At 67.9% G+C, this 20865-nt stretch carries 21 protein-coding genes; 17 read left to right on the top strand and 4 right to left on the bottom strand.

Annotated elements, in window-relative coordinates:
* Positions 1-74: 74 nt before the first annotated feature.
* Positions 75-947, bottom strand: a complete 873-nt coding sequence (locus tag IEX49_RS10765; protein ID WP_188806173.1) for a DUF3097 family protein — start codon at positions 945-947, stop codon at positions 75-77.
* Between the two features lie 203 nt (positions 948-1150).
* Here IEX49_RS10765 and hrcA point away from each other — a divergent pair, with 203 nt between their 5' ends.
* The 10 genes from hrcA (at position 1151) to IEX49_RS10715 (ending at position 11721) form a co-directional block, all read left to right on the top strand.
* Entirely contained in the window at positions 1151-2164 is a 1014-nt protein-coding gene (gene hrcA, locus IEX49_RS10760; RefSeq protein ID WP_188806172.1) for a heat-inducible transcriptional repressor HrcA, read from the top strand.
* A gap of 51 nt (positions 2165-2215) precedes the next feature.
* Positions 2216-3361 carry a molecular chaperone DnaJ gene (dnaJ, locus tag IEX49_RS10755; protein ID WP_188806171.1) on the top strand — a complete coding sequence of 382 codons (1146 nt, stop codon included), beginning with the start codon at positions 2216-2218 and terminating at the stop codon, positions 3359-3361.
* Positions 3358-4143 carry a 16S rRNA (uracil(1498)-N(3))-methyltransferase gene (locus tag IEX49_RS10750; protein WP_188806170.1) on the top strand — a complete coding sequence of 262 codons (786 nt, stop codon included), beginning with the start codon at positions 3358-3360 and terminating at the stop codon, positions 4141-4143. The genes dnaJ and IEX49_RS10750 overlap by 4 nt, the downstream gene beginning before the upstream one ends.
* A gap of 42 nt (positions 4144-4185) precedes the next feature.
* The gene (locus IEX49_RS10745) at positions 4186-5202 is read left to right on the top strand and encodes a PhoH family protein (protein WP_373286719.1); all 1017 of its coding nucleotides are present in this window, start codon (positions 4186-4188) and stop codon (positions 5200-5202) included.
* Complete coding sequence (gene ybeY / locus IEX49_RS10740; RefSeq protein ID WP_188806169.1) at positions 5192-5665, top strand: rRNA maturation RNase YbeY; 474 nt, start codon at positions 5192-5194, stop codon at positions 5663-5665. Before IEX49_RS10745 ends, ybeY begins: the two co-directional genes overlap by 11 nt.
* Positions 5665-7038 (top strand): hemolysin family protein, encoded by a 1374-nt coding sequence (locus IEX49_RS10735; RefSeq protein ID WP_188806168.1) that lies wholly within the window; start codon positions 5665-5667, stop codon positions 7036-7038. Before ybeY ends, IEX49_RS10735 begins: the two co-directional genes overlap by 1 nt.
* Positions 7035-8000, top strand: a complete 966-nt coding sequence (gene era / locus IEX49_RS10730) for a GTPase Era (RefSeq protein WP_188806167.1) — start codon at positions 7035-7037, stop codon at positions 7998-8000. Before IEX49_RS10735 ends, era begins: the two co-directional genes overlap by 4 nt.
* Positions 8001-8270: 270 nt before the next feature.
* Entirely contained in the window at positions 8271-10067 is a 1797-nt protein-coding gene (gene leuA / locus IEX49_RS10725) for a 2-isopropylmalate synthase (RefSeq protein WP_188806166.1), read from the top strand.
* Complete coding sequence (gene recO / locus IEX49_RS10720) at positions 10067-10897, top strand: DNA repair protein RecO (protein WP_188806165.1); 831 nt, start codon at positions 10067-10069, stop codon at positions 10895-10897. Before leuA ends, recO begins: the two co-directional genes overlap by 1 nt.
* 17 nt (positions 10898-10914) lie before the next feature.
* Positions 10915-11721 carry an isoprenyl transferase gene (locus IEX49_RS10715; RefSeq protein WP_188806164.1) on the top strand — a complete coding sequence of 269 codons (807 nt, stop codon included), beginning with the start codon at positions 10915-10917 and terminating at the stop codon, positions 11719-11721.
* Here IEX49_RS10715 and IEX49_RS10710 read toward each other — a convergent pair.
* Positions 11703-12830: an alpha/beta hydrolase gene (locus tag IEX49_RS10710; RefSeq protein WP_188806163.1), complete on the bottom strand. Its 1128-nt coding sequence runs from the start codon at positions 12828-12830 to the stop codon at positions 11703-11705. The two genes, IEX49_RS10715 and IEX49_RS10710, sit on opposite strands and share 19 nt — an antisense overlap.
* Before the next feature lie 65 nt (positions 12831-12895).
* Here IEX49_RS10710 and IEX49_RS10705 point away from each other — a divergent pair, with 65 nt between their 5' ends.
* Positions 12896-13975 carry a quinone-dependent dihydroorotate dehydrogenase gene (locus IEX49_RS10705; protein ID WP_188806162.1) on the top strand — a complete coding sequence of 360 codons (1080 nt, stop codon included), beginning with the start codon at positions 12896-12898 and terminating at the stop codon, positions 13973-13975.
* Positions 13976-14024: 49 nt separating this feature from the next.
* On the opposite strand, the gene IEX49_RS10700 is transcribed toward IEX49_RS10705, so the two are convergent.
* Positions 14025-14618, bottom strand: coding sequence for a DUF3043 domain-containing protein (locus IEX49_RS10700; RefSeq protein WP_115931315.1), 594 nt, complete (start codon positions 14616-14618; stop codon positions 14025-14027).
* A gap of 75 nt (positions 14619-14693) precedes the next feature.
* On the opposite strand from IEX49_RS10700, the gene IEX49_RS10695 reads away from it, so the two are divergent.
* The 5 genes from IEX49_RS10695 to IEX49_RS10675 all read left to right on the top strand — a co-directional run bounded on the left by IEX49_RS10695 (position 14694) and on the right by IEX49_RS10675 (position 19947).
* Positions 14694-16121, top strand: coding sequence for a dipeptidase (locus IEX49_RS10695; RefSeq protein ID WP_188806161.1), 1428 nt, complete (start codon positions 14694-14696; stop codon positions 16119-16121).
* 154 nt (positions 16122-16275) lie between these two features.
* A complete protein-coding gene (locus IEX49_RS10690; RefSeq protein WP_188806160.1) occupies positions 16276-16668 on the top strand; it encodes a HesB/IscA family protein in 393 nt (130 codons plus the stop codon).
* A 221-nt stretch (positions 16669-16889) separates the two neighbouring features.
* Positions 16890-17840, top strand: coding sequence for an aa3-type cytochrome oxidase subunit II (gene ctaC, locus IEX49_RS10685; protein ID WP_188806159.1), 951 nt, complete (start codon positions 16890-16892; stop codon positions 17838-17840).
* Complete coding sequence (gene ctaD / locus IEX49_RS10680) at positions 17840-19549, top strand: aa3-type cytochrome oxidase subunit I (RefSeq protein ID WP_188806158.1); 1710 nt, start codon at positions 17840-17842, stop codon at positions 19547-19549. The genes ctaC and ctaD overlap by 1 nt, the downstream gene beginning before the upstream one ends.
* Positions 19546-19947, top strand: a complete 402-nt coding sequence (locus tag IEX49_RS10675; RefSeq protein ID WP_188806157.1) for a cytochrome c oxidase subunit 4 — start codon at positions 19546-19548, stop codon at positions 19945-19947. The genes ctaD and IEX49_RS10675 overlap by 4 nt, the downstream gene beginning before the upstream one ends.
* A 468-nt stretch (positions 19948-20415) precedes the next feature.
* Here IEX49_RS10675 and IEX49_RS16845 read toward each other — a convergent pair whose 3' ends face one another.
* Entirely contained in the window at positions 20416-20661 is a 246-nt protein-coding gene (locus IEX49_RS16845; RefSeq protein ID WP_229672600.1) for an ATP-binding protein, read from the bottom strand.
* Between IEX49_RS16845 and IEX49_RS16840 the strand changes: the two genes are divergently transcribed.
* Complete coding sequence (locus IEX49_RS16840; RefSeq protein WP_229672619.1) at positions 20593-20823, top strand: hypothetical protein; 231 nt, start codon at positions 20593-20595, stop codon at positions 20821-20823. The two genes, IEX49_RS16845 and IEX49_RS16840, sit on opposite strands and share 69 nt — an antisense overlap.
* The last annotated feature ends 42 nt before the right edge of the window (positions 20824-20865 follow it).

Raw genomic sequence — 20865 nt, 5'->3', positions numbered from 1 at the left:
TCGGAGGTGATGGGTGGCGTTCGGTCGCCAGTGTACCGCCGCGTTCCGGGAGTTCCCTGCAGGTCGGTCAGCCGTCAGTGCTCCGCGGCGGTCAGGAAATCGATGACCTCTTCCACCCGCCCCAGCAGGGTCGGCTCCAGGTCGGCATAGGTCCGCACCTGGGACAGCAGCCGCTTCCAGCCCAGGCCGATGTCCTCCTTGGTCCGGTGCGGCCATCCGAGGCCGGCAAGGATGCCCGTCTTCCAGTCCTGGCCCCGGGGCACCACGGGCCAGGCACCGATGCCCAGGACGGCGGGCTTGATGACCTGCCAGACGTCCACATAGGGATGGCCGACGATCAGCACGTTGCCGCGGGCCCCGGGCACCTTCATGGCCTCGGCGGCGATCCTCTCCTCCTTGGACCCGCTCACGAGGTGGTCCACGAGGATGCCGAGCCGGCGTTGCGGACCGGGCGAGAAGTCCCTGATGGCGCCAGCCAGGTCGTCCACCCCGTGGAGTGGCTCGACGACGATCCCCTCCAGGCGCAGGTCCTCACCCCAGACCTTCTCCACGAGCTCGGCGTCATGCAGCCCTTCGACCCAGATGCGGGAGGCTCGCGCCGTGCGGGCCCGGGCGTTGTCCACGCGCAGGGAGCCCGACGCCGTCCGGGCCGGTTTCGCTGGGGAGGCACCGGGGGCACGGCCCGGCGCGGGGGCCACCACCTCGACGGGCTCACCGTCCACGAGGAAGCCATAACCCAGGGGGAAGGACTTCGTGCGTCCCCGGCGGTCCTCCAGGACGACCAGGTGCACGCCGCCGGACTTCTCGACCCGCAGGACGGCACCGGTGAATCCGGTCTCCGTGTCCTCCAGGACGGCACCCTGGTTCGCGGGGACCTGCTCTACGGTGCGGGCGGTCGGGCGGAAGCCGCCGTCGAGGGTGCCCGGGCCCCAGTTGTTCCATTCCACGGGCACCGACGCTAGCAAGAGGACCCGGCGTAGCCGTGCACCGGCTCGCGCGGCACGCGGTCGGCACTGGGCTAGCGAGGGGAGGCAACCGGCCGGCACCCGCAGGGCCGTGGAGAAGTGGTGGTACGTCGATTGGACACAAGGACTAGACTTGGCACTTCAAAGCGTCGAGTGCTAAATCGGATCAAAGGCGGGAGGAACCGATGAGCGAACAACCACGCCGCATGCAGGTGCTGCAGGCCATCGTGGAGGACTACGTGTCCTCCCGCGAGCCCGTCGGTTCCAAGGCCCTGGTAGACCGCCACCAGTTGGGCGTATCCTCGGCCACTGTCCGGAATGACATGGCCGCCCTCGAGGAGGAGGGGCTCATCGTGGCCCCGCACACCTCTTCCGGACGCATCCCCACGGACAAGGGCTACCGGATCTTCGTGGACCAGATCTCCGAGGTGAAGCCGCTGTCAGCCGCCGAGAAGCGCGCGGTGCAGACGCTGCTGGACGCCAATGGCGATTTCAACGAGATGATGGCCCGCACCGTGCGGCTGCTCGCGCAGCTCACCAACCAGGTGGCCGTACTGCAGTATCCCCATGTGGACTCGTCCACCATCCGGCACATCGAATTCGTCTTCCTGGCGCCCCGCCGGGCCCTCGTCGTCGTGATCCTGTCCACCGGACAGGTGGACCAGCGGGCCTTCAGCCTCGATGTCGAGGCCAACGAGACATCCCTGACCGTGCTGAAGCAGCAGTTCCTGCGCTACCTGGACGGGCTGACCCCGGTCCAGGCTGCCGAGGGACTCCGGCTCGCGCTGGCCGAGGTGCCTGCGGAGGACCGGGATCTTGCCCTGGCCTTCGCCGCCCAACTGGACCAGATGTTCGCGGCACGCCGGGAGGACCGGATCATCATGGCCGGCACGGCCAATCTGGCACGCTCGACCGGGGACTTCCCGTTCTCGATCGGCCCCATCCTGGAAGCCCTCGAGGAACAGGTCGTGTTGTTGCGCCTGCTGACCGAGATGGAGCAGGATGTGCGTGGCCTCAGCGTGCGCATCGGCTCCGAGAACACCGGCTCCCTGTCCGAGGCGTCCGTCGTCGCCGCGGGCTACGGCCCCGGCTCCGGCGCCAAGCTCGGCGTCGTGGGCCCCACCCGCATGGACTACCCGGGCACCATGACCGCCGTGCGGGCGATCGCCCGGTACCTGTCCCGGATCCTGTCGCAGTAGCGGCCAGGACCTGCATCCACCACCCCACCACCGGAAGGAACACCGCAGACCGTGGCTGACCACTACGAGGTGCTCGGCGTTGGCCGGGACGCCTCCGCCGAGGAGATCAAGCGCGCCTACCGCAAGTTGGCCCGCAAGCTCCATCCCGACGTGAATCCGGCTCCCGATGCCTCCGAGGAGTTCAAGAACGTCACGCGTGCCTACGAGGTCCTCTCGGACCAGGAGAAGCGCCGCAACTATGACGCCACGGGCCATGAGAACGGCACCGGCGGCATGGGCGGCGGCTTCGGTGGCGCCGACTTCGGTGGTTTCCAGGACATCTTCGAGACGTTCTTCGGTGGTGGCGGCTCCGGCGGCATGGGCGGCGGCAGGGGCGGTGGCCCCGCCAGTCGTGCGCGGCGGGGACAAGACGCCCTCATCACGGCCAAGCTCGACCTCAGCGATGCGGTCTTCGGCACCGAGAAGACCCTCGAGGTGGACACCGCCGTGGTGTGCCCCACCTGTGACGGCAGCTGCAGCCAGCCGGGCACGCATCCGGAGACCTGCACCATCTGCAATGGCCAGGGCGCCATCCGCCGGCCGGTCCGCTCCATCCTCGGCACCGTCATGGCCGCCGAGACCTGCTCGGCCTGCCAGGGCTTCGGGACCGTCATCCCGGATCCGTGCCGCGAATGCTCCGGGCAGGGCCGCATCCGTGAGCGCACCTCACTGACCATCAAGATCCCCGCCGGTGTGGCCACGGGGACCCGGATCCAGCTCGCCGGCCGCGGCGAAGCCGGCCCCGGTGGTGGCCCGAATGCCGATCTCTACGTGGAGATCGAGGTGCGTCAGCACGATGTGTTCGTCCGCGACGGCGATCACCTGCTGGCCACGATGAGCGTGCCGATGGCCGCCGCCGCCCTGGGAACCACGCTCACGCTGGACACCTTCGACGGTGAGAAGGAGGTGCCGGTGAAGGCCGGCACCCAGTCCGGAGAGGTCCAGACCCTCAAGGGCCTGGGCGTCGGCCGGTTGCGGAGCTCTGGCCGGGGGGATCTCAAGGTGACCCTGCGGGTGGAGACCCCCACCAAACTCGACGACGAGCAGCGCGCCCTGCTGGAGCAGCTGGCCGGTCTGCGCGGTGAGGACCTGGTGCACGGCACCACGGAACACCGCGGGTTGTTCTCCAAGTTCCGGGACAACCTCAAGAACCTGTGAGCAACCCCCTCTTCTACGTCGGTGACGGCGAGCTGGCCCCCGCCTCGGCGGGGGCCACCGTGGTGGTCTCGGGTGCCGAGGCCCGGCACGCGGCCCAGGTCATGCGGCTGTCGCCGGGGGAGCGCGTGGACGTGGCGGACGGATCCGGCCGGCGGGTGAGCGGCATCGTGCACTCCGCGGCGCCCGATCGGGTGGAGGTCACCGTCGAAACCGTCCACGACGAGCCGGCGCCGTACCCCGAGCTCGTGCTCGTCCAGGCCCTCGCCAAGGGCGACCGGGACGTGCTGGCCATCCAGACGGCGACGGAACTGGGCCTCGATGCCGTGCACCCCTGGCAGGCCGAACGTTCCATCGTGCGGTGGAAGGGGGACAAGGCAGCCAAAGCCGTGGCCAAGTGGGAGGGTGCCCTGCTCTCGGCCGCGAAGCAGGCACGCCGTACCCGCGTGCCCCGCACGGAGAAGGTGCTCGACGGTGTCGGGGTCGCCTCGGTCTGTGGCCCCGGTTCCCTGGTGCTCGTCTTGCACGAGGACGCTCGGCAGTCGCTGGGCGACGCGGTTGCCGAGGCGGGGATGCTGACCGGCGAGACCGTAGAACGGGTGGAACGGATCGTGCTCGTGGTCGGCCCCGAGGGCGGCATCAGCCCGGCCGAGACCGCAGCCCTGTCCGAGGCCGGGGGACGGCCGGTGCTGTTGGGGCACCATGTGCTCCGGTCCTCCACCGCCGGGCCGGCCGCCGTCGCCGTCCTCCAGCAGCTGCTGGGACGGTTCGGGCCGCGGCCGTAGACTGGCCTCGTAGTCCACCCGTCCCACTCTTTGTCCCAGTAGTTGTCCCACCAGCCAGGAGCTGAAGCACCTCCCTTGAGTCTTTCCACGGAACGTGACCACATCACCATCACCTTCACCTCGGCGGAGACGATGGTGCGGACCTTTGGGCCGCAGGACCTGTTGCTGCGGATCCTGGACGGCCTCTATCCGGATCTGACCGTCTCCGTGCGCGGTGAGGACCTGGACGTGGAGGGCCCGGCACCGGACGTGCGGCAGGCACGCCAGGTGATCGAGGACCTGCACGGCTTGGCCCGGCGCGGCACCTCGATCACCCCCGAGGTCATCGAACAGGTGACCAGCCTGGTGCGGGGTGGCTCCGGGGCCCAGGCCTCCGGACTGCTCTCCGCCTCGATCCTCTCCAGCCGCGGCCGGAAGATCCGGCCCAAGACGGCGAACCAGCAGCACTATGTGGAGAGCATCGACCAGAACACCATCACCTTCGGGCTTGGTCCGGCCGGCACCGGCAAGACCTACCTGGCCATGGCCAAGGCGGTCCAGGCGTTGCAGGCCAAGGAGGTCAACCGGATCATCCTCACCCGGCCGGCGGTCGAGGCGGGGGAGCGGTTGGGGTACCTGCCGGGCTCGCTCAGCGAGAAGATCGACCCGTACTTACGGCCCCTCTATGATGCCCTGCATGACATGGTCGAACCCGAGTCCATCCCGCGGCTCATGGCGGACGGGACGATCGAGGTGGCGCCCCTGGCCTACATGCGCGGACGCACGCTCAACGATGCGTTCATCATCCTCGACGAGGCCCAGAACACCACGGTCGAGCAGATGAAGATGTTCCTGACCCGTCTCGGCTTCGGCTCTCACATGGTCGTCACCGGCGACACCAGTCAGGTGGACCTCCCGCGGGGGACCAACTCGGGCCTGGCGCAGTCCGTCTCCATCCTGGAGGGCGTGGAGGACATCGCCGTCATCCGGCTGCAGTCCGTCGATGTGGTCCGCCACCGCCTCGTCAGCCGGATCGTGGATGCCTACGAGAACGCTGGGGGGAACACCGATGGCCGTTGAGATCGTCAATGAGTCCGGCGCTGAGGTCGACGAGGAGTCCTTGCTCGCCCTGTCCCGCTCCGTCCTGGACTCGCTGCACGTGCATCCGGGTGCCGAACTCTCCGTGGTGTGCGTGGACGAGGCCGCCATGGAACAGCTCCACCTGGAGTGGATGGACCTGCCGGACGCCACGGACGTCATGAGCTTCCCCATGGATGAGCTCCGCCCGGGCACCGCCGAGGACCCGGGCCCGGAGGGGCTGCTGGGCGACGTGGTGATCTGTCCGCAGGTCGCCGCCGTGCAGGCCGCCCGCGGCGGACACTCCGCCGCAGACGAGGTCTTGTTGCTGCTCGTCCACGGATTGCTCCACCTGCTCGGCTTCGACCATGAGGAGCCCGAGGAGAAGGACGAGATGTTCGCGCTCCAGCGCCAGCTGCTCAGCGACTTCCTCGGCCGCCCGGCCCCAGACCCCACCGAAGCCTGATGCTCACCTCCCTCATCCTGGCGGTCCTGCTGGCCGCATTGCTGTTCCTGTCCTGGATCCTCGGTGTCGCCGAGGCCTCGTTGGGCTACCTGTCCCGCAAGGAGGCCGAGGGAATCGCGATGCGCCGCCCGCGCAGCCCGATCCTCACGGTCATGGCCCGGTTGCCGGAGCACTTGCACGCCCTGCGGTTCTGGCGACTGTTCGCCGAGACCACCGCCGCCGTGGCCGGCACCCTGTTCATCCACTCCCTCACCGGGACCATCTGGATCACCGCCCTGTTGTCCCTCCTGCTGATGGGGCTGGTCGCCCTGCTGCTGACCGTGCTTTCGCCGCGCCAGGTGGGGACCAAGCACGATGTCGCGGCCGCCCAGCGCACCGCGGGCCTCGTCCGCTTCCTCACCGCCCTGCTCGGCTCGCTGCCGGCCCGCGTGGCGGCACCCGGTCCGAGGTCGGAGGACGAGGAGGAGGAAGCCGCCGAGATCGAGGAGCGCCACTTCCGTGAATTCGTCGCCCGGGCCAATGACGCCGACGTCCTGGAGGATGCCGAGGCCGAGCTCATCCGCTCCGTGTTCGACATGGGAGATACCCTGGTGCGCGCCGTGATGGTGCCGCGCACCGACGTCGTCACCGTCGAGACAGGCACCACCCTGGAAGACGCGATGAACCTGTTCCTGCGCTCCGGCTGCTCCCGCATCCCGCTCATCGGGGACAACGCGGACGAGGTCTTCGGCATGGTCTACCTCAAGGACGTGGCCCGGGCATTGCACCGTGGCCTGGGAGATGGCGCTGCGGATCCGGCCAGCCCCGTGGACGCCGTGGCCCGGGACGTACGCTTCGTCCCCGAGTCCAAGCCGGTGTCTGTGCTGCTGCAGGAGCTCCAGCGCGAGTCCACCCACATCGCGGTCGTGGTGGACGAGTATGGCGGCACCGCAGGCCTCGTGACGCTCGAGGATCTCATCGAGGAGATCGTCGGCGAGATCTCGGACGAGTACGACCGCCAGGACCGTCCCGAGGTCGAACCCCTTGAAGACGGCTCGTTCAGCGTGGACGCCCGCATGGGCATCGATGACTTCGCCGAGCTGTTCGGCATGGATCTGGACGACGAGGAGGACGTGGACACCGTCGGCGGCCTCCTTGCCAAGACGCTGGGCCGCGTCCCCATCCAGGGCTCGCACGTGGCCGTCCAGGGCATCGAACTGACGGCCGAATCCTTGCAGGGCCGGCGCAACCGCGTCGCGCGCCTGGTGGTGCGGGAGTCCCCGCGGGACGGTGGCCACGCCCGACGCCGGCCCGGCACCGACCTGCTGCCAGCCCACCTGACCGATCGCCACGCCGCCTCGGCATCCACCCCAGCCTCCCGGGAGACCCCATGACCACCCTGTTCGACCCCAGCAACGCCCCGGAGGACTTCCGCGCCGGCTTCGTCTCCCTGGTGGGCCGGCCCAACGCCGGCAAGTCCACGCTGACCAACGCCCTGGTGGGGGAGAAGGTCGCCATCACCTCCTCCAAGCCGCAGACCACCCGTCACACCATCCGCGGGATCGTGCACCGCGAGGACTTCCAGCTGGTCCTCGTGGACACGCCCGGGCTGCACCGTCCGCGGACCCTGCTGGGTCAGCGGCTCAACGACCTCGTCACCCAGACCCTCGGCGAGGTGGACGCGGTCGGGTTCTGTATCCCCGCGGACGAGAAGATCGGCCCCGGCGACCGGTACATCGCCAGCCAGTTGGCACTGCTCAACCGCAAGCCCGTGGTCGCCCTGGTGACCAAGACGGACAAGGTGAAGCCGGACGCGATCGCGGCCCAGCTGCTCGCCGTCACCGCCCTCGGCGACGAGGTGCTCGGGCCGGAGAACCAGGGGGCCGGCTTCGCCGCCGTCGTCCCTGTCTCCGCCGTCCAGGGCCACCAGGTGGAGGAGGTGGCGAAGGTCTTGGCCGAACGGCTGCCGCTGTCCCCTCCGCTCTATCCGGACGGTGAGCTCACGGACGAGCCCGAGCTGACCATGGTGGCCGAGCTCATCCGGGAGGCGGCCCTGGAGGGCGTGCGGGACGAGCTGCCGCACTCGGTGGCCGTGGTGGTCGACGAGATGAACCCCCGCGAGGGACGGCCCGCAGACCGTCCACTGCTGGACATCCACGCCAACGTGTTCGTGGAGCGGGACAGCCAGAAGGCCATCATCATCGGCAAGGGCGGCTCCCGCCTCAAGGCCATCGGCTCCCAGGCGCGGGGTTCCATCGAGAAGCTCCTCGGGACCGCCGTGTACCTGGACCTGCGGGTGAAGGTGGCCAAGGAATGGCAGCGCGACCCCAAGCAGCTGGGCCGGCTCGGGTTTTGATCCCCTCGGTCCCGGCGGTGCTAGGCTGAAATCATGTTCGACCGACTGGACCTCGCCGGGATCACCCCGGACACCGTTGAAGGGCTGCTACTACGCCGCCGCAACGGGGCTGAGCCGTCGGTCGTGGCGCCCGCCACGCTCTGACGCACTGGGGGCATCGCACCCTGGCCGGGCCGGAACCCCGTTGCGGAGGTAGCTCCACGGCCCTTCCACCAGCCAGACCCCTCCGGTGCACGCACCGGGTTTCACGAAAGGCAGGCGTCCAGCCCCATGCGCAACTTCCAGAAGTCCTCCGGGATGAAGTTCCAGAAGTACACCCCCTTCCAGGACCAGATCGAGGTCCATCTGCCGGACCGCACCTGGCCGGACCAGGTCATCACCCAGGCACCGCGGTGGTGCGCCGTGGACCTCCGGGACGGCAACCAGGCCCTCATCGACCCCATGGGCCCGGACCGCAAGATGCGGATGTTCGAACTGCTCGTCTCCATGGGCTACAAGGAGATCGAGGTCGGCTTCCCCTCCGCCTCGCAGACGGACTTCGACTTCGTGCGTCAGCTGATCACCGAGGACCGCATCCCCGAGGATGTCACCATCCAGGTGCTCACCCAGTCCCGTGAGCACCTCATCGAGCGCACCTATCAGGCCCTCGAGGGCTGCCACCGGGCGATCGTGCACCTGTACAACTCCACCTCGGTGCTCCAGCGGCGCGTCGTGTTCCGCGAGGACATGGACGGCATCGTGGACATCGCCACCACCGGCGCCCGCCTGTGCCGCAAGTACGAGGAGCAGATGACGGGCACGGAGATCGTGTATGAATACTCGCCGGAGTCCTTCACGGGCACCGAGCTGGAGTTCGCCGCCCGCATCTCCAACGCGGTCGGTGAGATCCTCGAGGCCTCCACGGACCGCCAGATGATCCTGAACCTGCCCGCCACCGTGGAGATGGCCACCCCAAACGTCTACGCCGACTCCATCGAGTGGATGCACCGCAACCTGGAGAACCGCAGCGGCATCATCCTCTCGCTGCACCCCCACAATGACCGCGGCACGGGCGTGGCGGCTGCTGAGCTGGGCTACATGGCCGGAGCGGACCGCATCGAGGGCTGCCTGTTCGGCAACGGGGAACGCACGGGCAACGTGGACCTGGTGACCCTGGGCATGAACCTGTACAGCCAAGGGATCGACCCGATGATCGACTTCTCCAACATGGATGAGATCCGCCGCACCGTGGAGTACTGCAACCAGCTCCAGGTCGCTGAGCGCGTGCCCTACGGGGGAGACCTCGTCTTCACCGCCTTCTCCGGCTCCCACCAGGACGCCATCAAGAAGGGCTTCGAGTTCATGGACGCGGATGCCGCCGAGGCCGGCACCGACCGGGACGGCATCCCGTGGGGAGTCCCCTACCTGCCGATCGATCCGCAGGACATCGGCCGCTCCTATGAGGCCGTCATCCGGGTGAACTCGCAGTCCGGCAAGGGCGGCGTGGCGTACCTGCTCAAGAGCGAGCACAATCTCGACCTGCCGCGCCGCGCCCAGATCGAGTTCTCCCACGTCATCCAGAACATGGCCGACTCCCAGGGCGGGGAGGTCACCGGTGATCAGCTCTGGCAGGTCTTCCAGGACGAGTACCTGCCGGCCGAGGACCCGGCTGATGACAACGCCCGCTGGGGCCGCTACCGCCTGGGCCAGGTCAGCTCGACGACGGAGGAGGACGGCAGTTTCACCATGACCGCCGAGGCAGAGGTGGACGGCGAGAAGCGGGAACGCACCGTCACCGCCAACGGCCCCATCGCCGCCCTCGTGAAGATCTTCGCTGACGACGGCCTGGACATCCGGGTGCTGGACTACTCCGAGCACGCGCTGTCCGAGGGCGGATCGGCGATGGCCGCCGCCTACGTCGAGTGCGCGGTGGGGGATCGTGTGCTCTGGGGGGCCGGCCTGGACTACAACACCACCATGGCCTCGCTGAAGGCGGTCGTCTCCGCCGTCAACCGTGCCCTCCGGGACGATGAGGAGCTCGCCCAGGCCGTGGCGGGTCCGGGGGCCGGGATGGACACCAGGGCCTAGTGTCCGGTTCGGGTGGACGCTCGACGGGGCGGGGAGGCGCAGGCTATGCGGCGAACAGCTACCGCACGAACGCCCTGGTCCTGCGCACCTACAAACTCGGTGAGGCCGATCGCATCATCGTGTTGCTGACCCCTGGCCACGGCCAGATCCGGGCCGTGGCCAAGGGGGTCCGCCGGACGACATCCAAGTTCGGCGCCACCCTGGAACCCTTCATGCTCTCCCGGCTGCAACTGGTGCGCGGACGGAACCTGGACATCATCACGCAGGCCGAATCCGTCACGCCCTACGGGCAGTGGATCGCCCAGGACTACGATGCCTACTCCGCCGCCTCCGCCATGGTGGAGACCGCCGAGCGGCTGACCGTGAGCGATATCGGGGAGGTGGGTGAGCGCGGGGAGCCGCCCCGGCCGGACGGGCGGGTGGAGGCACCCAGCCAGTACCGGCTGCTCCACGGGGCACTGGCGGCCCTGGCCCGCGGCGCCCATGCCCCCCGGCTGTTGCTGCACTCCTACCTGCTGCGGTCCCTGGCCACCGCAGGCTGGGCAGCCAGCTTCACCACCTGCTCCAAATGCGGAGCTCCTGGGCCCCACCGCTCCGTCAACGTCACCCTCGGCGGCAGCGTCTGCGACGACTGCCGCCCGCCCGGCTCGGCCACTCCGGCCCCGGCCACCGTGGAACTGCTCGCGGCCCTGCAGTCAGGCCGCTGGGAGGTCGCCGATGCCGCGCCGGACCAGGCGCGCCGGGAGGCGGCCGGTATCGTGTCCGGGTACCTCCAGTTCCACCTGGAACGCCACCTGAAGTCCCTGTCCGTCATGGACCAGAGCCCCTGAACCCGAGGACCGAGCACATGCCCTCCCGCCCCTCTGCCCGCCGGCCTGCCCTCGCCGAACCGTATCCGCACCCCTCGGGAGCCCGGCCGCCGCAGATGGATCCGCGGTTCATCCCGCGCCACGTGGCCATTGTCATGGACGGTAACGGGCGGTGGGCCAATCAGCGCGGACTGCCGCGCACCGAGGGGCACCGGGCCGGGGAGGCCGCACTGCTGGACGTCATGGCCGGTGCCGTGCAGCTGGGCATCGAACACGTCTCCGTCTACGCGTTCTCCACCGAGAACTGGAAGCGGTCCCCGGACGAGGTCCGCTTCCTCATGGGCTTCTCCCGGGACGTGCTGCGCCGCCAGCGGGACACCCTCGATTCGTGGGGCGTGCGGATCCGCTGGAACGGCCGCCGCCCCCGGCTGTGGACCTCCGTGGTCAAGGAGTTGGAGATCGCGGAGGAGCAGACCCGCGGCAACACCCGGTGCAACCTGACCATGTGCGTGAACTACGGGTCCCGCGCCGAGATCACTGATGCGGTCAAGGCCATCGCTCGTGAGGTGGAGACGGGCCGGTTGACGTCTGGCGGGATCCGCGAGGAGACGATCGCCCGGCACCTGGACGAACCCGACGTTCCGGACGTGGACCTGTTCCTGCGCACCTCCGGCGAGCAGCGGCTGTCCAACTTCCTGCTCTGGCAGTCGGCCTACGCCGAACTCGTGTTCCTGGACACCCTGTGGCCGGACGTGGACCGCACGACCCTGTGGGACGCCGTCGAGGTCTATGCCCGCCGCGACCGCCGGTATGGGGGAGCGGTGGATCAGGCAGGACCGGCGTAGGCCCCCAGCCAGCGGAACATCTCGCGAGCCGCGTCTTGCCGGATGGCCTGTGGCGAGGCCATCACGTCATGCAGGGCGCCGGCGTGCCGGACGACGGTGACGTGTCGACCGAGCCGGGTGGCGCGCTGGGCCAGGATCTCCACGTCCAGCACGATATCCGCGGCCGTCATGTCCTGGCGCCACCCCGCCGAGAACACCGTGCGGTCCGAGAGCATCACGTAGACCGGCTCCGCCAGGCCAAGCCCCTCGGCCACGGCGGCATGTCCCGTCATCACCGCCTTGAGCCAACCTCCGGGCACCTCGAAGGCGTACTGCGGACGCCACAACGGGTGCAGGTCCCAATCGCCGTCGGCGGCGGAGGACACCGTGCGCCAGTAGTGGTCCACCCGGGGCAACTTGAGGAAATTCTTCGGCTGCAGCCGCACCACCGGGTCCAGGACGGCAGTGGCCATGTGGCGGACCAGCGCTGAGCCCTGCATTTCCAGCCACGGGCTGTTCAGCACGAGCGCCCGGGCCCGGCCAGGGTGCCGGGAGGCCCACAGGGAGAGGATGAGCCCACCCGTGGAATGGCCCATCAACACGGGCTTCTGGGAATGGTCGCGGTCGATGATCCGCAGTGCCTGGCCGATCTCGTCGTCGTACACCTCGAGGCTGTCCACGTACCCCGGCGTCTGCCCCGGACGCAGCGAACGGCCGTACTTGCGCAGGTCCAGTGCGTAGAAGGCGTAGCCGCGCTCCTCGAAGTGGCCGGCGAGCGGTGCGTTGTAGAAGTAGTCCGACCATCCGTGGACGTACAAGACCGGAATGCGCGACGCCGGCCGGGCACCGATCGCGTTCGCTTCGTCTGGGGCGTCGCCTGGCTCGCGCGTAACGTCGTCCGCCGGCGCGGGGGCCCGGATGTGGACCGGAATGGAGGCAGGTGTGCGAGCCGTCCGGACCAGGGTCGCCGCGTTGGGGCCCTCCTCGTCCACCTCGAGGGGGATCGTCAGCCGCTCGAAGCCCTCCAGCAGATCGGGGACCCACACCCCGGGCGGGGAATCCGTCAGGAGCGTGGCCTCCGCAGAGGGCGAGAACGGGGTGTCCCCGGACGGCTGGTCGGTGGCGCTCATATGAACGCCATGCTAAGGCCGAAACGTGGGCCGGACCAGCACCGGAATCGTGGTTCCATGAGTGCATGACTGCTCTGCCGCGCGAGGCTCGCCTCTATCCCGCCTTCTTCAACACGTTCTTCAAGGGCATGGACGCCGAGAAGGCGCATCACGTGGGCTTCTCGATGATCCGCGCCGCGGAGTCCACCGGTGCCTCAATGGCCCTGCGCCGGGCCACGCGTCCGGCGCAGACGCTGACGACCCGGGTGATGGGCCTGGACTTCCCCTCGCCGTTCGGGCTCGCGGCGGGCTTCGACAAGCAGGGTTTGGGCGCGGCGGCCCTGGCGGACCTCGGCTTCGGCCACATCGAGGTCGGCACCATCACCGGTGAGGCACAACCGGGCAACCCCGCTCCGCGGCTGTTCCGCCTGGTCGAGGACAAGGCGCTCATCAACCGGATGGGTTTCAACAACGACGGCGCCCGCGCGGTGGCTCCGCGGCTGAAGGCCACCCGGCAGACGCTGACCCGGCGTTTCGGCCGGCGTCGGCCGGTGCTCGGGGTGAACATCGGCAAGACGAAGACGGTGGCCCTCGAGGAGGCGACGCAGGACTACCTGGCCTCCACAGCCGCCCTGGCCATCCACGCCGACTATCTGGTGGTCAACGTGTCCTCACCCAACACGCCGGGGCTGCGCCAACTGCAGGACATCGAGGCGCTGGCGCCGTTGCTGGCCGCAGTGCGCCAGGAGGCGGATCGGACCACGGGCCGTCACGTGCCGCTGGCCGTGAAGATCGCCCCGGACCTGGCCGACGAGGACGTGGACTCCGTGGCCGCGATGGCCGTGGAATTGGGCTTGGACGGGGTCATCGCCACGAACACGACGATTGCCCGGGACGGGCTGGCCACGCCCGCTGCAGAGGTTGAGACCATGGGGGCCGGGGGCCTGTCGGGTGCACCGCTGAAGGAACGGTCGCTGGAGGTGCTGACCAGACTGCGCGGCGCGCTGCCGGAATCGGTGGCCTTGATCTCCGTGGGTGGAGTCACCAACGGTGCGGAGGTCCGAGAGCGGCTTGAGTTGGGGGCGGACCTGGTGCAGGGCTACACGGCGTTCCTCTACGAGGGACCGTTCTGGGCTGCCCGGATCAACCGCGAGCTGGCACGGTAGTCGTGTCCCGGGGGCAGGGAGTCTGTCCCCGGGGACCAGCTGGCGTGGATCAGTCGGGGAAGTGACCGCGCTTGGTCTGCGGTTTGGGCAGACGCAGCTTGCGCAGCTGCATGGCCCGCATGACGCCGTACCAGCGCACGCCGCGCTCGACCTCCCCGAACTTCTCCGCCAGACGCTTCTTCAACTGGAAGGAGATGAGGACTCCCTCCAGCACCACGAGCAGCACGATGGCCCAGAGGGAGAAGGTCAGCCAGATCTGCAGGTCCGACTGGGGCAGGAAGGCCAGGAAGACGTAGACCAGAACGATCACCATGAGCCATTCGCCGACACCGGTGCGGGCGTCCACCCAGTCACGGGCGTAGCGCTTTTGCGGGCCGCGGTCGCGCAGCGGCATGTTCCGCTCATCGCCGGTCTCCATGGCCACGCGCATCTTCTGGCGTTCGACCATCTCCGCATCGCGAGCGGCCTTGCGGGCCGCCTTGCGATCTTCCGGCACCAGCGGACGGCGGCGGGCGGCCTCCCGCTCCGCGCGCGTCGGCGTCGGCCCCTTCTTGGCCTGATGGCGCGCGGCCGTCTGCTCGGGGGTCTCGATCACGGGCGCCGACTCAGGGGCGGGGGTCTCGGTCTTCTTGCGTCCAAACACCCATCCATTCTAGGCGGAGCCGAAGCCACCCCGAGTCAATGCTGTGACGGCTGTCATCTCGCTAGGCTGGGCCTCATGCCTGAGACACCCCAGACCCCGCCCGCCCTTCCCCTCGATCCCGAGACGATCTCGCGGATCACCACTGCCGTGGAGGAGCGGTTGCCGCAGACGGTGGCCACGCTCCAGGAGCTCGTGGCCATCCCCGGCATCGCCTGGGACTCCTTCGACCGCGATCCGCTCGAACGTTCCGCCCAGGCCGTCGCCGAACTGATCCGGGCGCTGGGGCTGGAGGACGTGGAGATCCTGACGGAGACGCTGGTGGAGTCGGACGGCTCGGAACGCCCGGGGGGACCGGCCGTCGTCGCACGCCGTCCGGCGCAGCCGGGAAAGCCGACCGTGCTGCTCTACGCGCACCACGATGTCCAGCCGGTGGGGGAGCTGGCGCTCTGGGAGACCGATCCGTTCACCGCCGTGGAGAAGGACGGCCGGCTCTATGGCCGTGGAGCGGCGGATGACAAGGCGGGGATCATGGTGCACCTCGCCGCACTGCAGGCCATGCTCGACGCCGGCGCGGACTCAGGTGTGGGCGTCACCTTCTTCATCGAGGGGGAGGAGGAGGCCGGCTCTCCGACCTTCCGGGCCTTCCTCGAGCGACACCGCGAGAAGCTGGCGGCAGACGTCATCGTGGTGGCCGACTCCGCTAACTGGAGGGTCGGTGTCCCGGCCTTGACCACCTCGTTGCGGGGACTCGTGGACGGCACCATCGGCGTCCGGGTCCTGGACCACGCCGTCCACTCCGGCATGTTCGGCGGCCCGGTGCTCGACGCTCCGACCTTGCTGGCACGCCTGATCGCAACCCTGCATGACGAGGAGGGGAATGTGGCCATCTCCGGTCTCGAGCAGCAGCACCACTCGTCGATCGAGTATCCAGAGGCGGACTACCGCGCCGACTCCTCCGTGCTGGACTCCGTGCGGCTGGCCGGTACGGGCCCCTTGGCCGACCGCCTGTGGAACAAGCCGGCCCTGAGCATCATCGGCACGGACGTGACCCGGCTCGACGTCGCGTCCAACACCCTGCAGCCTGAGGCGCGCGCGAAGTTCAGCCTGCGCCTGGGTCCGGGCATGGATCCGGTCACGGCGATGGCCGCCGTGCGTTCCCACGTGGAATCGGTTCGGTCCACCGCGCTGTTGGGTGCGGAGGTCATCTTCGAGCCGGGGGAGTCGGGGCAGCCCTTCGCCACGGACACCTCTGCTCCCGCCGCCCGGACGATGATGGCGGCCCTCCAGCAGGCCTTCGGGGCCGAGCCGGTCGAGGCGGGCATGGGTGGCTCCATCCCGTTCACCGCCGACCTGGTGGAGATGTTCCCGGAGGCGACCTTGCTGATCACCGGCGTCGAGGACCCGGATTCCCGGGCCCATTCGGCCAATGAGTCACTGCATCTGGGCGACTTCCGCCATGCCGTGCTGGCGGAGGCCCTGCTGTTGGCCGCGGTCGGTCACTGACCTAGACTCGACAGACACCGAAGGTCTCGATCCGGTCGTCGGGAATGAACCGTCCGGACCGGGTGTTGGGACCGGGGAGAGTGGCCTCCGGGCCGCACCACCGATCGGCCCGTCGCCGAGCCGGGGGAGCACGCACGCAGATGAAGGAGCGAGCATGAGCGTTTCCGCAGAATCCACCGAGACCGAGATCCCGACTGCCCAGCCGGCAGAAGGCCTGGACGCCCATGAGGTCCAGCTGAGTGAAGTGGCCGCCGCCAAGGTGCGCACCCTGCTGGAGCAGGAGGGCCGCACCGACCTCCGTCTGCGCGTCGCCGTGCAGCCGGGCGGTTGCTCCGGACTGATCTACCAGCTCTATTTCGATGAGCGTGTGCTGGACGGCGACACGTTGCGCGACTTCGACGGCGTCGAGGTCATCGTGGACAAGATGAGCGTCCCCTACCTCAGCGGTGCCTCGATCGATTTCGAGGACACCATCTCGAAGCAGGGCTTCACCATCGACAACCCGAATGCCGGCGGTTCCTGTGCCTGCGGTGATTCCTTCCACTAGGTCTTCCGTACCATGCGACGTCGGGCATCCGAGCCAGGAATTGGTTCGGATGCCCGACGTTTTTGCGTGTCATAGGGCAGACGACCAGGGCGGTAAGCTCTACAGTAGGTAGTAAACCTAGGGGTCCCCCTGTGGCCTTGTCGCTCCAGTTCAGACACTGTCTGGATGGAGTGCGGTCACGGGAGGCATTCGCACTCGAGATTGAAGAGGAAGGGCCGTCTGTGAGATCGCAGAATCAAGCCGGCAGCCGTGGCAGGCGTCTCCTGAAGGGGGGAGCGCTTGCCGTCATGGCAGCCATGGTCCTGTCCGGTTGTTCGGAGCAGGTTCAACGAGGATTCCTGCCCGGCACGCGGGAGACCACCAACCAGTCCGCCCAGATCACCGATTTGTGGGTCAACTCCTGGATCGCAGCCTTGATCGTGGGCCTGGCGGCCTGGGGCATGATGCTGTGGTGCATGGTCGCGTACCGCCGGCGGAAGCATGACAAGGGCTACCCACGTCAGATGGCGTACAACGTCCCGATGGAGACGCTGTTCACTGTTGTCCCGGTCATCATGGTGCTGACCCTGTGGGGCTTCACCGACCGCGTCCAGCGTGAGATCGACACCCCCGTGGAAGACTCCCCGCTGACCGTGGAGGTCTACGGCAAGCAGTGGGCTTGGGACTTCAACTACAGCTACGAGGGCGAAGAGAAGCACTACCAGGGCATCCAGGCGCAGCTCGACGGCACCGAGGGTGTCGAGGAGACCCTGCCAACCTTGTACCTGCCGGTCGATGTTCCGGTCGAGTTCGAGCTGAAGTCGCGCGATGTCATCCACTCGTTCTGGGTTCCCGCGTTCCTGCGCAAGCTGGACATGGTCCCCGGCAAGTCGAACTTCATGTACCTGACGCCGACCGAGGAGGGCACCTTCCAGGGCAAGTGCGCCGAACTCTGCGGCGAGTACCACTCGGAGATGCTCTTCAACGTCGAGGTCGTCTCTGAACAGGAGTTCACCTCGCAGCTGTCCCAGATGGAAGACGGCCACGTGGGCGACGAATACAACCGCAACCCGAATGAGCACCCGGATGGCGCTCAGAACCAGGAAGTGCCCCTCCAGGGTGACGGAACCACCCGCGAGGACGCTGGCGGCCCGACCGGTGGCGAAGACTCGACGGTCGAGGGAGATAACTGATGACCACTTACGAATACGCCACGGATGACGCCGCCGCGGCTCAGCCGCGGGTCGTGCCCGAGTCCAAGGGCAAGATCATCGTCAACTGGATCACCAGTACTGACCACAAGACCATCGGGTACATGTACCTGATCACCTCGTTCATGTTCTTCTGCATCGGTGGCGTCATGGCGCTGCTGATCCGCGCCGAGCTCTTCGAACCGGGCATGCAGTTGCTGCAGACCAAGGAGCAGTACAACCAGCTGTTCACCATGCACGGCACGATCATGCTGCTGATGTTCGCCACCCCGCTGTTCATCGGCTTCGCGAATGTCATCATGCCGTTGCAGATCGGTGCGCCGGATGTGTCGTTCCCTCGCCTGAACGCCTTGGCGTTCTGGTTCTTCCTGTTCGGCTCCATCATCGCCGTGGCCGGCTTCCTCACCCCGCAGGGTGCCGCCTCCTTCGGCTGGTTCGCCTATGCGCCGCTGTCCAATACGACGTACTCGCCGGGAGTGGGCGGTGACCTCTGGGTCTTCGGCCTGTTCCTGCAGGGCTTCGGCACGATCATGGGTGGCGTTAACTTCATCACCACCATCCTGACGATGCGCGCCCCGGGCATGACCATGTGGCGGATGCCGATCTTCACCTGGAACACCTTGATCACCGCCATTCTCGTAATCATGGCCTTCCCCCCGCTCGCTTCGGCGTTGGGTGCCCTGGGCATGGACCGACGTTTCGGTGGTCATATCTTCGATCCGGAGAACGGCGGCGCCATCCTGTGGCAGCACCTCTTCTGGTTCTTCGGCCACCCCGAGGTCTACATCATCGCCCTGCCGTTCTTCGGCATCGTCTCGGAGATCATCCCGGTCTTCAGCCGCAAGCCGATCTTCGGCTACAAGACGCTGGTCTTCGCCACCACGGCCATTGCCGCACTGTCCGTGACCGTGTGGGCCCACCACATGTACGTCACCGGCTCGGTGCTGTTGCCGTTCTTCTCGCTGATGACCATGCTGATCGCGGTACCGACGGGCGTGAAGTTCGTCAACTGGATCGGCACCATGTGGCGGGGGTCCATCACCTTCGAGAATCCGATGCTGTGGTCCCTGGGCTTCATGGTCACCTTCCTCTTCGGTGGCCTGACCGGTGTCATCCTGGCCTCGCCGCCGCTGGACTTCCACGTCTCCGACACGTACTTCGTGGTGGCACACTTCCACTACGTCGTCTTCGGCACCGTGGTGTTCGCCATGTTCGCGGGCTTCTTCTTCTGGTGGCCCAAGTTCACCGGCAAGATGCTCAACGAGCGTCTGGGCAAGATACAGTTCTGGATGCTGTTCATCGGCTTCCACGGCACCTTCCTCATCCAGCACTGGCTGGGTGTCATGGGCATGCCGCGCCGCTACGCGGACTACATGGTCGAGGACGGCTTCACCCTGATGAACCAGTTCTCCACGATCTTCTCCTTCGTCCTGGGCGCCTCGCTGATCCCGTTCTTCTGGAACGTGTACATCACAGCGCGCAAGGGCAAGAAGATCACCGTGGACGATCCCTGGGGCTTCGGTGGCTCCCTGGAGTGGGCTACGTCCTGCCCGCCTCCGCGCCACAACTTCCACTCCCTGCCGCGGATTCGTTCGGAGCGTCCGGCTTTGGACCTGCACCACCCTGAACTGTTGCCGACGTCCCCGCAGCATGAGCCCGAGGTCTTCGGAGAAAAGGCGGCTGCCAAGTGAGAACCAACGTCAAGCTGTTCACGATCCTCGGTGTATTCCTGATCGTCGTGGCCACGGTCTACGGCTTCTGGGTCCAGTGGACCGAGTGGGCCGGCATCCCGGCCCTCTACGCCGTGGCTGGCCTCTCCCTGATGGTCGCCGTCTTCCTGTGGCTCACCGAGCGCAAGTTCGGTCAGGGTCCGGATGACGACGAACACGGAGAGATCTCACAGTACGCCGGTACCTACGGGAGCTTTGCTGCGTGGAGCTGGTGGCCGCTGGGCCTCGGCCTGGCCTGCGCTGCACTGGTGCTCGGTCTCGCCATCGATGCGTGGATCGCCTTCATCGGCGTCGGTGTGGGCATCTACTTCCTGGTCGGCTGGGTCTTCGAGTACTCGAAGGGCGATCACGCCCACTGATCCCCTCTGATCTGCAGTAGTGGCAGTAGCAGCGGCTGAGGCCGGGAGTCCCCTCGTGGGTCTCCCGGCCTCAGCCGCTTTGTTGTCTCCAGGTGTCGGTCGGTCATGATGTTGCGGGCCCGGGGGAGTTAGCGAGGCCGAGTCCGGTCTCGACTCGCGGCCACCATCACAGCCCACTAGCGTCCACGAGGCCATGAAAGCCCCTCAGCGGCGTCATCAGCCACCGGAGCACGTGGACGTGCTCGACGGGGCCAGGGTTCCGCCGGATCACGATGGTGCCTGGCTTGGGCCATCCAGCGGGGGTGATGGATCCGCGGGATTCTGGGCAGCACCTGCCGGCGCGCCGTCGTGGTATTCACACTGACCAGCTGTCAAGGGACACCGTGATCTCCCCGTGGGCGGACAAGGAGTCTCCCTGTCGGCGGACAGGTTATCTCCCTGTGGGCGGTCAGTTGATCTCCCTGTCGGTTAGGTCAGGGGTTTGTCTCCTCGTCCGGCGGTGGCCTCGGCATGGCGTAGCGAGGCGCCTTCGGTGACGATGACGTGAGCATGGTGCAGCAGCCGGTCCACGGCAGCGGTGGCCAGGGTGGTCGGCATGAACGAATCCAACCCAGCGGGGTGGATATTGCTGGTGACGGCCAGACTGTGGCGTTCGTAGGTGGCATCGACGAGTCGGTAGAACGCTTCGGCGGCGGCTTGCCCGGTGGGGAGCATGCCGATGTCGTCAACGACCACGAGCTCGGCGCGCGGGTGATCCTGGCTAGGACCTTGCTGGTCGAGCCGTCCACGGCGGCCCGGCCGATCGCGGTGGCCAGGGACTCCAGGGTGAACCACGAGACCCGCATGCCGGCATCGATGACCCGGTTGAGTATTTGAGGGCCTGAGAGCCACCCAGTATTGCCTTTCAGAGCCACTTGT

Source organism: Citricoccus zhacaiensis (genome assembly GCF_014645315.1).
GTDB classification, from domain to species: domain Bacteria; phylum Actinomycetota; class Actinomycetes; order Actinomycetales; family Micrococcaceae; genus Citricoccus; species Citricoccus zhacaiensis.
Note: the sequence above shows the minus strand (reverse complement) of the source record. Positions and strands in the feature narration are given on the sequence as shown.

Bases quoted from the DNA above. Each gene is read 5' to 3' on its own strand.
- ybeY (WP_188806169.1), top strand. From the start codon at position 5,192: ATGGCCGTTGAGATCGTCAATGAGTCCGGCGCTGAGGTCGACGAGGAG.
- leuA (WP_188806166.1), top strand. From the start codon at position 8,271: ATGCGCAACTTCCAGAAGTCCTCCGGGATGAAGTTCCAGAAGTACACC.
- IEX49_RS10695 (WP_188806161.1), top strand. From the start codon at position 14,694: ATGCCTGAGACACCCCAGACCCCGCCCGCCCTTCCCCTCGATCCCGAG.
- IEX49_RS10735 (WP_188806168.1), top strand. From the start codon at position 5,665: ATGCTCACCTCCCTCATCCTGGCGGTCCTGCTGGCCGCATTGCTGTTC.
- era (WP_188806167.1), top strand. From the start codon at position 7,035: ATGACCACCCTGTTCGACCCCAGCAACGCCCCGGAGGACTTCCGCGCC.
- IEX49_RS10690 (WP_188806160.1), top strand. From the start codon at position 16,276: ATGAGCGTTTCCGCAGAATCCACCGAGACCGAGATCCCGACTGCCCAG.
- ctaD (WP_188806158.1), top strand. From the start codon at position 17,840: ATGACCACTTACGAATACGCCACGGATGACGCCGCCGCGGCTCAGCCG.
- hrcA (WP_188806172.1), top strand. From the start codon at position 1,151: ATGAGCGAACAACCACGCCGCATGCAGGTGCTGCAGGCCATCGTGGAG.
- IEX49_RS10710 (WP_188806163.1), bottom strand. From the start codon at position 12,830: ATGAGCGCCACCGACCAGCCGTCCGGGGACACCCCGTTCTCGCCCTCT.
- IEX49_RS10715 (WP_188806164.1), top strand. From the start codon at position 10,915: ATGCCCTCCCGCCCCTCTGCCCGCCGGCCTGCCCTCGCCGAACCGTAT.
- IEX49_RS10705 (WP_188806162.1), top strand. From the start codon at position 12,896: ATGACTGCTCTGCCGCGCGAGGCTCGCCTCTATCCCGCCTTCTTCAAC.
- IEX49_RS16845 (WP_229672600.1), bottom strand. From the start codon at position 20,661: ATGCTCCCCACCGGGCAAGCCGCCGCCGAAGCGTTCTACCGACTCGTC.